This is a genomic window from Flavobacterium ginsenosidimutans, from assembly GCF_003254625.1.
Lineage (GTDB): Bacteria > Bacteroidota > Bacteroidia > Flavobacteriales > Flavobacteriaceae > Flavobacterium > Flavobacterium ginsenosidimutans.
Genome location: NZ_QJRJ01000082.1, coordinates 365,677 through 379,968, shown reverse-complemented (window position 1 = coordinate 379,968; position 14,292 = coordinate 365,677). Strand labels below are relative to the sequence as shown.

Genomic DNA, 14,292 nt, shown 5'->3' with positions numbered 1-14,292 from the left:
TTTTGATTATTTATGTATCGATCATTACAAAAATAAATATAATAAAAAATGGATTTAAAATTAGAAGGAAAAAAAGCTTTTATAAGCGGTTCAACACAGGGAATTGGTTTTGCAATTGCACAACAATTATTGGCTGAAAAAGCAGAAGTTGTTATTAATGGAAGAAATGAAGAAAAAACAAAAACAGCAGTTCAAAAATTACAAGCTGAATTTCCTAACGCCAAAGTTTCCGGAATTAATGCTGATTTTGGAAAGAAAGATGAAATAGATGCGTTCCTAAATAAATTAACTAACATTGATATTTTGATCAATAATGTTGGCGTTTTTGATTTGAAAAACTTTGAAGATCTGGCTGATGAAGATTGGTACAAAATTTTTGAAATCAATGTCATGAGTGCGATCCGACTTTCGAAGAAACTTTTGCCACAAATGCTAGAGAAAAAAACAGGGCGAATCATTTTTATAAGCAGTGAATCAGGAGTAAACATTCCAGGAAATATGATTCATTACGGAATGACTAAAGCTGCGATGACAGCTGTAAGCAATGGTTTATCTAAACTAACAATTGGAACTGAAGTTACGGTAAATACAATCTTAGGCGGGCCAACGTATTCTGATGGTGTCGCATCTGCAATCGAACAGATTGCTACAATGCAAAATTTAGAAGTTGAACAAATGAAAAGCATAATTGTACAACAAACAAATCCGCATTCTTTGCTGCAGCGCTTTATCGAACCATCTGAGATTGCTTCATTGGCAACTTATCTTTCAAGCCCTCTTTCTATAGCTACAAATGGAGCTTCACTAAGAGCAGACGGAGGTGTTTTAAAAACTATTTAATACAATTTAAAAAGCCAGAAATTATTTCTGGCTTTTTAAAACTTTTGAAGTCGCTCAAAACTTATTCTTTTTGATCCACAAAAACATATAGTTTCTGTACTTTTCCATTTTCAATTACAAACAAATCCATTCCGCTTACTACAGAAGGTTTTTCTTTTGAACCAAACTGCCAGTACAATCGAACTATATTATGATTGGTTTCAACTGATTTTGGAGTAAACTTAAAATCAGGGTTTTTAGTCTGTAATTCTACAATAAACTTACTAATATCTTCAATTCCTTCAGCAATAAAATGACGATCGACCATTTCAACATTAGACGCATAAACTTGATTTAATAAAACTTTACGTTTTGTTTCGTCTTTTTCATTCCAAATTTTAAGATGATTTTCAACTATTAAAGTATTCTTTTTAGCATCGAAATCATCAGCAGAAACTTTTTTCACTTCTGTATTTTTTGGAGACCATAATATTGTTTTGGGATGTGATTTTTCATATCCTTTCCCGTTTGGATAAGAAACCAATTCCATTTTAGAACCCCAAGGTGTTTCAAAATAAACCCATGATTCACCCGCTGTATCTCCAGAAGGCATTGTAAAAGGTTCTCCTATTATTTTGACATCTTTACTTTTTAAATATTTTACCGCTGCATGAATATCATTCACATAAAAAGCAATATGTGATGCTCCAATATCATCGGTATTTGGATGTGTTTTACTTCCTTTATTGTCTGCATATTCAAATACTTCTATACTTGCTCCGTTTCCTGCGTTTATCATTTTGATAGTAACGGCTCCTGTTTCAGGATTAATATGATTCAATTTTTTCCATTCGACGTCAAGCGGAATTGGCCCTAATTGTGTTACTGGCGTAAAACCGAGTACATCATTAAAAAATGTAACTGCTTTTTTTAGATCTGGAACATTAATTCCAACATGATCGATTCCAACAATTCCCGCACTAGTTTGTGCGACTGTTTTTTCTGAAGCAGAAAAAAGTATTAATACGTTAAGCATTGCTGCTGCTGAAGTCTGTAATTTTTTGTTTGATTTTTTATGAGTTGTTTTCATGATTATATAAATGTTTAATAGATTCTTTAACACATAGAAACATAGATTTTGTAAACTTAAAAAAGGCGTTTTACTAGTTTAAATGCACATAGCACACTATGTGGGAGAAAAATTTTTCTCTTTGCCTTCTTTTTTTAGATAAAGTACCTATGTTTCTATGTATTAAAACTTAAATTTTGTTCAATTACGAATGTGTTTAAAAAAGAAAATTAATTTGTGTAAGCAGCTACCCATTTTGCTTTAATATTAGCACGCGCTTCTATAAATTCCTTATCAGTTCCTTGAGCAATGGCGTCAAGCGGAAAACGAAGCGGTCTCTCCCCTTTCTTCATACTTACCAATTCCAAAATACCATCAGCAATAGTTTGCGGATTCATATCAAACTGAGCCATTTTCCCGAATAATGCTGTTCCTAATGCATTGAATTTTTCTGTTGCTGATTCTCCATATTCCTCTATAATTTCTGTTTTATCAGCATGAATACCAGCTTTAGATCCGTTGTTCATTTCTGTTGGATAAACTCCCGGCTGAATACTTACGTTTTCAATTCCGTAATCTGCAAGTTCATCTTGCAATCCTTCTGTAAAACTTTCAACTACTAATTTTGATGCTATATATGGAACCATAAAAGGAAGTGTATGTCCGCTTGCTCCTGTTGTAATGTTAATAACAAGTCCGTTTCTTTCTTTTCTCATAGAAGGAAGTACTGCCTGATACATACGTAATACACTGTATACGTTTACATCGAACATTTTGCGAACCTGATCGATAGAATAACCTTCAAGAAGACCAAAACCGCTTACAGCTGCATTGTTAATCAATACATCAATTTTTCCGTATTTAGTGATTACTTTTTCGATTGCTTTATTAACTGATGCATCATCTGTAACATCGATATCTACTACTTCAATGTTTTCTATTGCTTCTAGTTCTTTCGCTGCTGCGGCATTTTTATCATTTGTGTTGCGCATTCCTGCGATTACTGAATGACCTGCGTTAGCTAATGTTACAGCTGTTAGTTTTCCAAAGCCTGTACTTGTTCCTGTAATAAAAATTGTTTTTGACATGATTTCTAAATTTTAAATGTTTATAATGTTTGTTTCTTTTGAACATTACAAAGTTGCGACGAATGCAAAACCTGTACATTGATTAGAAATAAGTAAAAACTTGATATAGATCAAGAGTTTGAAGAAGGCATAAAAAAAGGAGCTTTAAAAGCTCCTAGTATATTTATTTCTTTGCCGTTTGTTTTCGAATACGGCTTAGTGTTTCTGGTGTCATGCCTAAATATGAGGCAATCATAGCCTGAGGAATTCGAGAAGCAAATCCTGGATATTTATTTACAAAGTTCAAATACTTTTCTTCTGCGGTTAAAGTTAATGAAGCTTGAATTCTATTTTGCGCAGCTATAAAGCTTCTTTGCAAAATAGTATTAACCATATTATTGAAAGCTGGAATTTCTTTGCAAAGCAATTCAAAATTTTCATGGGTAAAAAGTACAAGCTCTGTATCTTCAATAGCATCGATATTAAAACGCGACGGCTGTTGCATCATCAAGCTTTCGCGATCTCCCGTCCACCAATTTTCAATACTGAAACTGTTTACATGCTCACTTCCCTTTTCATCGACAGTATAGGTGCGAACACAGCCTTGTGTGATAAAAGCATCGTATTTCCAAACATCTCCTTCTTGAAGAAGATATTGTCTTTTACGAAGCTTTTTAATAATAGCAAATGATTGTATACGTTCTGATTCTGCTTGGGTCAGTTCCGTTTTTTCTTCTAGATACTTTTGGAATATTTCATACATAGAATGTAAAATTATATAAAAGGTATTTGATCGACAAATAAATATTAAGCAGTCGTTCGTTAAAGAATATTATAAGAGTTTGTCTTTTATTTCCTTGTATTTACTTCGGCCAATTGGTAGTAACTCTCCGCTTTTTAGTTGTATGCTATATTTTCCTCCTGCTTCCACAACAATTTTATCTGCGCGATCCCAACAAAGAATATATGATTTATGTATTCTTTCAAATGTTTCTGGAAGCAGTTTTTCTAATGCTTCAAGTGATTTATCATGCAATTCTATTTTACCATTTGACAAATGCAATTCTGTATAAATTCCTGCTCCTTTTATATATATAATTTCATTAATTGGCACGAGTCTGAAAGTCTTTGCTTTCCTTACTGCTAAAAACCGTAAATTATTTCCAGATTGTTTTCCAGATGTGGCATAACGTGTAAAAGCCTGCGCCAATCTGTTTTGATCGAAAGGCTTTGGCACAAAATCCAGAACGCCATAATTAAACGCTGTAATAGCTTTATCTGTATAAGCAGAAATAATAATGGTCTGGAATGGGCCAGCTACAAAAGTTTGCAGAATCTCAAAACCATCTTCTCCGTTTAGATTTAGATCTAAGAGCAGGAGATCAATTGAATTCTGTTCGATAGCCAAAAGTCCATTTTCAAGTGAATCACAAAGCAGAATCTGAACCTCTTTATCAAAGAAATCACGAGTCATTCTTTCAATTCTTTTGGCAATACGCGCTTCGTCTTCAATTATTAGTATCTTCATCAATCAAAAATTTTAATGGTTGTCTCCCACCCTTTTTCTACAGAATGAGAATCGAAAGACCAATTTGTTCCATAACTTTCGGTTAATCTGGCTTCAATATATTTAAAACCTGTTCCTATTCGCTTTTCTTTTTTGGCTTGTCTGTTTTTGGCAAAAGTCAGTAAGGTATATTCCTTAAACTGTTTTTCTTTGGTAAATTTTAAATAGAAAATAATACAACCCTCATTTGGAGGAAAACTGTGCGTAATTCCATTTTCTATAATTGTATGAAAAATTGCTGGCGGAATTGTTTCATTTTCATCAATCCCTTCTTCTTGCCATTCATAACAAATCTCTTTACGAAAAGACATCACTTCCAAATGTCTTCGGCATAAATCAATTTCTTGTCTGATTGGGATAAGCGTATCTTCTGCAATATCATTCATTATATCAAATTCTTCGGCAAGAGCCCGAATAAAAACAACGCCTTCTTTTGGGGATTCTTCAATCCAATCTATTAATGAAGTTAAAGTATTTCGAAGAAAATGCGGTTGAATATTTTTTTTGATTAATTCCAATTGCAACCTTGAAGAAAGCAGCAATGATGCATTATGAGCTTCTTCCATTGCTTTTGCTCGAATGGTATGAAGATAAAGCATACAAAGCACTAAAATGGTAAAAGCAATAAACAATCCGAAATCATAAAACATAAAATAATTAACAACCACGCCTGCCAGCAAACCCGCTGCGACAATAAGTCCGCCTTTTGTTTTCCTGATTGCGGCATCAATAGCAATTACGATAGAAAAAAAACGGGCTGTAATAGTGAAATAAGCTGCAGAAATATCAAAATGCCCATAATACCCAATATAAACTGCTAAAAGAACAATAAACAAAAGAGCTAGAAACAGTTTCTTTCTTTTAAATTCAAACTGCAGCATAAAATACCACGGCACAAGCATTGAAATAGCAAAAGTGAGCCAGCCAATAATCTTTAAACGGGTATAAAACTGATTATAAGGAATATCTAAATAATACTTGACATATTCGATAATTAGCAGAAAGAAGAAAAGAAGACAAATGATTCCGAAAAGGAAAACTGCTAGTTCTTTTCGAGCACTATTTATATACAAAAAGAAATAATAAATAGCTGCGATCAAGAAAGCGCCAGCCATAAGATTCATAAAAGATACTACGATAAGTGGCGAACGATGAAGCTGAAGATAACTTTTAAGTTTTACATCAATACCGCGTTTTGCTTCTTTGTTGTAAGTCTGTGTACCAATTAAAGTAACATTATGTTTTCCGAGATTAGATAATTTCTTTGGTATTTGGTAGTATGATGTTTCTGTTCCAGGTATTTCAGACTGACCCGATTTTGCCATTTGACCATTCTTTCCAACTAAAACTCCGTCCCAATACACATCAAAAGCACCAAAAGCATTAATCTGAAGCCCTAAAGATTCAGAATGATTTTTACGTTTCTGTATCACAACTTCTGTTTGAAATTTAAAACTGGAACTATCGGGCATATGCCAATCATTCAGTTCATGATCATAGTCAACATCGTAGGTCACATCAGTTGTAACGTATTCTTTGTAATACTTACACGAGGTAAACATTAGAAGAAACAAAACTGCAAAAAAGTAGGATTTATACATGAGATAAAGATAAAATAAATATCTAATCGAAAAATGCATTTGAGAAGCTTATAGAGCCGTTTGAATGTTTTCAAGAATGGCATTTTGTTTTATCTGTTAATCTTGTACTACAAAATCAATCAACATGAAACGCTTAATAATCAGTTTTTTACTTTTATTTATTCCTTTTCTAGGAATTGCTCAGCAAACCATAATTTCAGGCAAGGTTCAGGATAATATAACAAAAGAAGCATTGCAATATGTAACCGTCGCAATACAAGATAGTACCTCAAAAATAGTAATGACAGGTGTGACCAATGAGCATGGTGTTTTTACTTTGGAAGGCGTTTTAACAGGGAAACTGAATATTTCATTTAGTTATATTGGCTATCAAAATTATACACATGCATTAGAAATTATATCTGGAAAACCTAGAATTGAATTAGGAACAATTGGTTTAAATGCCGATGCTGTTCAATTAAAATCGGTTGAAATAAATGGGCAAAAATCCAATATTAGTTTAAAGCTCGATAAAAAGGTTTTTGAAGTTGGGAAAGATGTCTTGTCGCAAAATGGCTCTGCTCATGATGTACTTAATGGCGTTCCATCAGTCGCTGTCGATCCATCTGGAACAATAAGCCTTAGAGGAAATAGCAATGTTTTGATACTAATTAATGGGAGACAATCTGGTCTTACCCAAAGTAATGCACTTGACCAAATTGCAGCCGATCAAATTGAAAGAATAGAAGTTATTACCAATCCTTCGTCAAGATATGATGCTGCGGGTTCTGCGGGAATTATTAATATCATATTAAAAAAGAATAAAAAAAGCGGTTTTAGCGGTCAAGTCCGATTGGTAGGTGGTTCGCCAAATGATAGTCGTCTTAATCCGAGCATTAATTATAAATCAAATAAAATCAATGTTTTTTCCAATTTTAGCATACGTTCTAGCGATTATGAAGGTTTATACACTACAAATCAGTTAACTAATAGTACAACTTCTCCAAATTACATGAATCGTGTACAAAATGAAGACCGTCACGACGATGGAAAATTGCTTTATATAGGCGCTGATTATTTTATTAATGAACATCAGACTATAACAACTGCTTTTTTAAAGAATGCAACACATGATAATGATAAAACCAATTTGCAATACAATTATGATAACGATTTAGGAAATACAACGCCTGACAGCCTTTTGACAAGACATGGAAAATCATTGGAAAAACGTGATTATAGTCAGTTTGAATTTAATTATACTCGGACATTCAAACAGAAAGCAAAAAAATGGACGATTGATATACAATACGATTGGTGGAACAGTGATAAAAAATGGGATCTTTCGACACAAAAGCTGCTTCCTGAAGCAATGGCTCTTCCTGGCATTAGAACAAGCTCAGTAGGAAACAGCAAAGATTTCCTTGCTAAAACTGATTTTATACAGCCTATTGACAGTATTTCGGTTTTAGAATTCGGAATAAAAACTGAAATTCGGACTGTTTCTAGTGATTATCTTGCAGAAGAACAAAAGGACAATAATTGGGTCATTTATCAGAATATTGATAATGACTTAAATTATGATGAAACCATAACAGGCGCTTACACGCAATTTAGCAGCAAAATCAAGAAATTTAGCTATATGCTTGGACTGAGAACAGAGTTTACAGCTATTTCGATTAAAGATTTCGAAAACACTTATAACGATAAAAAAAACTATAATAAACTCTTTCCGACTGTCAATCTAAATTATAAGTTTGATGCTTCGACTTTACAATTAAACTACAGCAAACGCATTAGACGTCCGTCTTTATATGCTTTATATCCATTCAATGAAGTCACAGATTTAAATGCACAATATATTGGAAATCCTGACTTAAACCCTTCTTATACAGATGCATTTGAAATGGCGTTTCTTAAAACATGGAAAACATTCACTTTAAATCCTTCAATTTATTATCAATATGAAAAAGGTTATATTCAGGATTTTACTTATCGCCAAGATGATATTTTTATAACAACGCCCATAAATATTGATTACGAAATAAGGAGCGGAATTGAATTATCGATATTATATAATCCTTTAAAATGGCTTCAGATTAATGCTGAAATGAATTACTATCACTTCAAGCAAAAAGGAAATTATATGCAGGAGAATCTTGATTACGACAGTGATAACTTTACTGCACGTTTAAGTACACAAATCAAACTTCCATCTAAATTTAGTTTTCAAGGACGTTATAATTTTCGTAGCGAAAAGCGCAATGCACAAACTACAAACGAAGCATTACAATCCATTGATTTCGGATTAAGTAAATTACTGCTGAAAGATAAAGCTACTATTGTTTTTGATGTAACAAATGCTTTTAATCTTCGCCAGAACAAAAGCGTCACAACTGGAACTGATTATATTGTTAAAGAAAATAGTATTCCAAATGCCGCAAGATATCGCTTGAGTTTTGTCTATCGTTTTAATTTAACCGACCCAAAAGTAATTAGACAGGCAAATGATGCTAATAGAAATTGAGATGTTAATTCTCTTATTATGAAAAAGCATTGCATTAATACATTTTATTGATTTCCTTTTTTGGTTTTTGCAGTTAAATACTTTATTGTATTTTTGACAATAAGCTACTTATCAATCTATTGCAGATTTAAAAAGTAAAATTCCATAATTAATCAACAAAGTATCATATTATGAATTATACGCTTTTTCAACCATTTACAATAGGCCGAAAATTACTTTTCCTCTTACTATTTTGTAGCTTAAACTTCTACGCACAGTATAATAAAAGTGGTTACACTGATATTGCAAAACAAAGGCTATTAGTTCATATTACTTCAGATTATCTCCATACAATTAGCCAAGGACAAATTGACAAAGACAGCGCTGTTAGAGCTTCATGCCGACTTTATAATTTGAGTATTTTAATTCCCAATAATGAAAGTTATAGCAATGGCACAAGTATTCCTGCAATTAAACTTCTTGAAGAAGATAAAGTAAATCAAGCCAAAAATTTACTTCCAAAACTAAAAGGAGAAAACCGTTTTTTAATGCTTCTTGAACTGAGCAATTATTTCATTTTTAAATCTGGTGCGCAAAAAACAGATCTTGACAAAGCCGAAAAATATCTAGAAGAAATTTTACAGCAGAAAAAATGGGATAAATGGAAAATTGGAGCCTTGATGTTAAAAGCCAATTTGCTTAATCAAAGAGGAAATACAGATGCAAGTCAAAAATTATATGCAGAAATTGAAAAACACTGCAAACAATCTGAAAATAATCTGGATCTAGCCAGAGCACTTTTAGAAGCTGGAAAAACTTTACAATATGGCAATCCAAAGAGACTGGTTTATTTTCAAAAAGCACTTTCTATATTTCAGAATCTGAAGGAAAAAGAAAAGGAAATCGAAACCTTGTCTCAAATAAACATCGAATATTTTATTGCCAGACGTTATGATGACTCGCAGAAACTGATTTATAAAATATTACAACTTCAAAAAGAAATAAAATACTATCACAATCAATATGCTTTTGATGTACTCTCCTATTTATCTTATCGAAAAGGAGATTTGGTTAAGGCCTTGTATTATTCCAACAAAAGCATTGAAAGCATGCATTCCAAAGAAGATTCTATTTTCAAAGGTCTGTTTTTCTTGAGAAGAGGACAACTATATCAGCACAACGGAAAGAGCCAGGAAGCGCTCTTTTGGTACACTAAAGCTTCGGAAAATAAAACCCGAGAAACCAAACTTTATTGGTACAAAGCATTTCTTTCTAAAGCTTGGGTCTTCAATAAACTGCATCGAAGTAATGAGGCCTTGACTCTACTTAAAAAAACAGAAAGCGAATTCCCTCCTGTTACTGATTTTGAGAAAATGCACTTTGCCTTCATATTAGGAGAAACCTATGCAAGTTTAAAAAAGATGGACTTAGCAGAAAAAAACTATTCTATCTTTCAAAATATAGCCAAGAATTATCCACTTCAATATGTTCATGATGAATTTCCTGCCGCCTTTTTTCAAATCGCTTCTTTTTACCAAAATATAGGAAAAACCTATAAAGCCAGACAACTTTTAAAAAATGGAATTTCGCATACTTTTGAAATAGGTGTTGCAGAAAAAAGCGAGTATTACTACAACCTTTTTAAAATTGATTCTGTTGAAAAAAAATACAATGATGCCATTAAAAATCTGCTTTTAAGCCAGAAATATAAAGACTCCTCTTTTAATGAAGAACAGAAAAAAAAGTTTGCCGAATTATTAATTAAATATGAAACTGATAAGAAAGACAAAAACATTAAATTATTAAATACCCAAAATCAGTTGCAGCTTGTTCAATCTCGGGAAACTGAAAGAGAAAAGAACATTCTTTTAGTTGGCGCCTTATTATTAATTGTGATTGTCTGTCTTCTCCTTTACAGCTATATCATCAAACAAAAAAACAATCGCAAGCTCAAAGCTAATCAACTTGAATTAGATCAAAAAAATAGCTTTTTAGAAAACCTAAATGATGAACAGCAAAAGTTATTAAAAGAAAAAGAATGGCTTATTAAAGAAGTGCATCATCGAGTTAAAAATAACCTGCAAATGGTTACAAGTCTGCTGAATTCACAATCTGCTTATCTGAAAGACAGCGATGCTAAAATGGCCGTTAAAGATAGTCTTCGAAGAATGCAAGCCGTGTCCATGATTCATCAGAAATTGTATCATGACGATAATATTTCGACTATTGCCATGCCTCAGTACATTGACGAACTCGTTCATTATTTACATGAAAGTTTTGACAATGAAAATCAGATCACTTTTAAAAAGAACATCCAAGCAATCAATCTTCACGTTTCACAAGCGATTCCACTGGGATTGATCATTACCGAAAGTGTCGTAAATGCTATAAAATATGCCTTTTTAGAAAAGCAAAATGGAATTATAGAAATCAGTTTGTTTCAAGAAGATAATGATTCTATTGTCCTTAAAATATCAGACAACGGAATAGGTCTGCCTGCTTTTACGAATAAAAATGACACTAATTCTCTGGGAATTAACCTTATAAAAGGTCTTACCAAACAATTAAAAGGCAGTTTTAGCATCGAAAATAATAACGGCGTACATATAATAATTAAATTTATATATCTAAATACTTGATTTACAATGGGCAGCAAAGTTTTAATTGTAGAAGATGAATTTATAGTCGCAAATGACTTGCAGCTTATATTAAAACAAGCGGGTTATATTGTGACTGGAATTGCTGTTTCGGCTGAGGAAGCTAATGAACATATTGCAAAAAACAAACCTGATCTTGTGTTATTAGATATTTATTTGGAAGGAAAACAATCAGGAATTGATCTAGCAAAAAAATTAAAAGCCGAAAACATTGCTTTTGTTTATCTTTCTGCCAACTCCAATCAAACCATACTTGAAGAAGCAAAACGAACAGATCCTTATGGTTTTCTTGTAAAACCATTCAGAGAAAAAGATTTACTTATTACTTTAGAAATTGCTTCTTACAGACATAAAAACAGTATAGAATCTCGTTTGAGACAAGAAGAGCTTTTGCAAAAGAAGTTAAATTCGATAAGTCTTCAAACGCTTCAATTTGAAGAGTATCTTCAAGAAACTGCTCGTATTTTACAAGCATTTATTCCATACGATTTGATTGTATTCGAAATAAAAAAAACAGATCTAAACAAACGCAAAAGCGCTGCTTATATGCGTATAGGTTTTGACGAGTATCAATACATTGGTGAAAAAGAATTGAGAAACATTATCAATTCAAAAAGTAATTCTTCTTTTACTGAAATCAATTATTTAGAAAATGAAACTGTTATTTATGAAAATAACACTGAACATTTTAATCCAAATTTATCATTTATAAAAGATCATTTTAGAGCAGAATCTTTTCTTGTATTTCCTTTTTCATTAGATAATGAATTAACCATTCAATATATATTCTGCAGTCAAAAGAAAAACAATTATTCGCAACATCACATTGATTTATTGACGAGTGCAAAAAAGGATTTTACAAATCTTATGAATGGAGTTACAAATCAGCAAAAGTTGGTTGACTCAAAAAAGAATGAAAACTTTAAAGAAACTATTTCTCCTCAATTTATTGATATTATTGGAAAACATCCTCTTTTATTAAATACTCTTGATCTTATTGTACAAGTTGCGCCTTACAATACATCGGTTCTTATACTTGGAGAAAGTGGAACTGGAAAAGAAAAAGCAGCTCAGTCTATTCATAATTTATCCATGCGAAAAAATGGTCCTTTTGTAAAAGTGAACTGCGCTGCCATATCGCCAACTTTAATAGAATCTGAATTATTTGGTTATGAAAAAGGCGCATTTACGGGCGCTATAGAAAGTAGAAAAGGAAAATTTGAACTGGCCGATGGAGGAACTATTTTTCTGGATGAAATTGGCGAATTATCGAATGAAATGCAGATTCGATTACTACGCGTTTTACAAGAAAAAGAAATTGATTCCGTCGGCGGAAATACAGCACGAAAAGTTGATATACGAATTGTAGCGGCAACAAACCGAAATCTCGAAAAAGAAGTTGCTCTAGGGAATTTCAGAATGGATCTTTACTACCGTCTAAATGTGTTTCCTATAACTATGCCTACCTTGCGAGAACGCAAATCCGATATTCCAGAATTAGCCAATTATTTCGCAGAAAAATTCTGTAAGGAAGTCAACAAAAATTTTAATGGCATAAATCCAAAAATGTTGCAACAAATGAATGAATACTACTGGCCGGGAAATATTCGTGAATTAGAAAATTTTATCGAAAGGTCGGTTATATTAAATAACGGAAAATCTGAATTAGATTTTAAGCTGAGTTCTTCTCATTCGGAATCATTTAGTACAGAAAATGTTCAGACTTTAGAAGATGTAAAAAATGCGCAGCAGCAAATTGAACGCGATTACATCATTTCAATTTTAAAAAAAGCAAATGGCAGAATACGCGGAACAGCTGGTGCCGCTTCTATATTAAATATCAAGCCTACAACATTAGAATCTAAAATGAACAAACTTGCCATTAAAAAAGACGATTACGCAAAGTCGTAATCTATTTTAGATTACTCCATTTTTTTCGTAACTATTTTTCTTTTCTCCGAAATTTTAGTAGAAATATAAAGTTTTGATTTTCTGATATTTAAAAAACTAAAACTAAAAACAACAGTAATAACAGTAGTTAAGATTCTATTTCTGCACATTTTTCTGTTTCATAAAATTATTGGCATGTTCTTAGTCTTTTTTCACAGCATATTGATATCTAAATACTTATTCACAAAAATGATGTATTATCTATGGATCAGCTGCGAAATCATATTGAAGAAATCACTCCTGTAAGCGATGAAGAATTTGCTTATATCAAAACTTTCTTTACCAAAAAGAAAATAAAAAAGCATCAGTATTTAATTCAAAGCGGAGACAAAGTTCAATGCGAATATTGGATTTTAAAAGGTACTCTCAGAGCGTTTTACATTAATAAAGACGGCAAAGAACATATTCTTCAGTTTGCCATAAAAAATTGGTGGATTTCAGATTATAACGCCTATTTCAATCAAACAGAATCTACTATAAATATTGTCTGCATGGAAGATGCCGAAATATTATGTCTGACACTTTACGCAAGAGAAAAACTAGCTTCTGAACTTCATAAAATGGAGCATTTTTTTAGAATGAAATTAACCCTGCTCTATTCTTCCCAACAAAAAAGAATTATTTCTTTACTATCAGACAATCCAAAAGAGCGTTATGAAAAATTTGCAAGTTATTACCCAAGCATCTTGCAGAAAATACCCAAAAAATACATCGCAGAATATCTCGGAGTCTGTCGAGAAACGCTTAGCAGACTTTATCTCAATAACTAGCTCTGGAAGAGCGTAAGATTTATAGATACAAATTAATCCTCGAAATTAAAAGCTTCGGAGAAGCGACATATTTATAGACACAAATAAATCACGTAGACTAAAAAGCTCCAGCGGAGCGACATATTTCGCTCCGCTGGAGCTCTTCTCCAAATCACGGATTATTTCTATAAATATTTCGTCCCGCTGGGACTTCGTAACAATATTAAGAAGTTAATCAATTTCACAATTCACAATTCACAATTCACAATTCACAATTCACAATTCATAATTCATAATTCATAATTAAAAAAATCCATTCTTAACCAAA

At 32.3% G+C, this 14,292-nt stretch carries 10 protein-coding genes; 5 read left to right on the top strand and 5 right to left on the bottom strand.

Translation table 11 applies throughout. From position 1 onward, the window contains the following. The first annotated feature begins 48 nt into the window (after positions 1-48). Positions 49-840 (top strand): SDR family NAD(P)-dependent oxidoreductase, encoded by a 792-nt coding sequence (locus DM444_RS22190; protein ID WP_111290735.1) that lies wholly within the window; start codon positions 49-51, stop codon positions 838-840. Positions 841-901: 61 nt separating this feature from the next. On the opposite strand, the gene DM444_RS22185 is transcribed toward DM444_RS22190, so the two are convergent. The 5 genes from DM444_RS22185 to DM444_RS22165 form a co-directional block, all read right to left on the bottom strand. Then, on the bottom strand, positions 902-1,909 hold the full coding sequence (locus DM444_RS22185; RefSeq protein ID WP_111290733.1) for a VOC family protein: 1,008 nt from the start codon (positions 1,907-1,909) through the stop codon (positions 902-904). 209 nt (positions 1,910-2,118) lie between these two features. Further along, positions 2,119-2,976 (bottom strand): SDR family oxidoreductase, encoded by an 858-nt coding sequence (locus DM444_RS22180; protein WP_111290731.1) that lies wholly within the window; start codon positions 2,974-2,976, stop codon positions 2,119-2,121. Between the two features lie 163 nt (positions 2,977-3,139). Continuing rightward, complete coding sequence (locus DM444_RS22175; protein WP_111290729.1) at positions 3,140-3,718, bottom strand: Crp/Fnr family transcriptional regulator; 579 nt, start codon at positions 3,716-3,718, stop codon at positions 3,140-3,142. A gap of 69 nt (positions 3,719-3,787) precedes the next feature. Beyond that, complete coding sequence (locus DM444_RS22170; RefSeq protein ID WP_111290727.1) at positions 3,788-4,483, bottom strand: LytR/AlgR family response regulator transcription factor; 696 nt, start codon at positions 4,481-4,483, stop codon at positions 3,788-3,790. Next, entirely contained in the window at positions 4,483-6,123 is a 1,641-nt protein-coding gene (locus DM444_RS22165) for a histidine kinase (protein WP_239455771.1), read from the bottom strand. The genes DM444_RS22170 and DM444_RS22165 overlap by 1 nt, the downstream gene beginning before the upstream one ends. Before the next feature lie 124 nt (positions 6,124-6,247). Between DM444_RS22165 and DM444_RS22160 the strand changes: the two genes are divergently transcribed. From DM444_RS22160 to DM444_RS22145, 4 genes are all read left to right on the top strand, one after another. Then, on the top strand, positions 6,248-8,629 hold the full coding sequence (locus DM444_RS22160) for an outer membrane beta-barrel family protein (protein ID WP_111290723.1): 2,382 nt from the start codon (positions 6,248-6,250) through the stop codon (positions 8,627-8,629). A 170-nt stretch (positions 8,630-8,799) separates the two neighbouring features. Next, entirely contained in the window at positions 8,800-11,247 is a 2,448-nt protein-coding gene (locus tag DM444_RS22155) for a tetratricopeptide repeat-containing sensor histidine kinase (RefSeq protein ID WP_111290721.1), read from the top strand. Positions 11,248-11,253: 6 nt separating this feature from the next. Then, the gene (locus DM444_RS22150; protein ID WP_111290719.1) at positions 11,254-13,176 is read left to right on the top strand and encodes a sigma 54-interacting transcriptional regulator; all 1,923 of its coding nucleotides are present in this window, start codon (positions 11,254-11,256) and stop codon (positions 13,174-13,176) included. Positions 13,177-13,418: 242 nt separating this feature from the next. Further along, positions 13,419-13,985 (top strand): Crp/Fnr family transcriptional regulator, encoded by a 567-nt coding sequence (locus DM444_RS22145; RefSeq protein WP_111290717.1) that lies wholly within the window; start codon positions 13,419-13,421, stop codon positions 13,983-13,985. Positions 13,986-14,292 lie beyond the last annotated feature (307 nt).

Bases quoted from the DNA above. Each gene is read 5' to 3' on its own strand.
- DM444_RS22150 (WP_111290719.1), top strand. From the start codon at position 11,254: ATGGGCAGCAAAGTTTTAATTGTAGAAGATGAATTTATAGTCGCAAAT.
- DM444_RS22165 (WP_239455771.1), bottom strand. From the start codon at position 6,123: ATGTATAAATCCTACTTTTTTGCAGTTTTGTTTCTTCTAATGTTTACC.
- DM444_RS22175 (WP_111290729.1), bottom strand. From the start codon at position 3,718: ATGTATGAAATATTCCAAAAGTATCTAGAAGAAAAAACGGAACTGACC.
- DM444_RS22180 (WP_111290731.1), bottom strand. From the start codon at position 2,976: ATGTCAAAAACAATTTTTATTACAGGAACAAGTACAGGCTTTGGAAAA.
- DM444_RS22160 (WP_111290723.1), top strand. From the start codon at position 6,248: ATGAAACGCTTAATAATCAGTTTTTTACTTTTATTTATTCCTTTTCTA.
- DM444_RS22190 (WP_111290735.1), top strand. From the start codon at position 49: ATGGATTTAAAATTAGAAGGAAAAAAAGCTTTTATAAGCGGTTCAACA.
- DM444_RS22170 (WP_111290727.1), bottom strand. From the start codon at position 4,483: ATGAAGATACTAATAATTGAAGACGAAGCGCGTATTGCCAAAAGAATT.
- DM444_RS22145 (WP_111290717.1), top strand. From the start codon at position 13,419: ATGGATCAGCTGCGAAATCATATTGAAGAAATCACTCCTGTAAGCGAT.
- DM444_RS22155 (WP_111290721.1), top strand. From the start codon at position 8,800: ATGAATTATACGCTTTTTCAACCATTTACAATAGGCCGAAAATTACTT.
- DM444_RS22185 (WP_111290733.1), bottom strand. From the start codon at position 1,909: ATGAAAACAACTCATAAAAAATCAAACAAAAAATTACAGACTTCAGCA.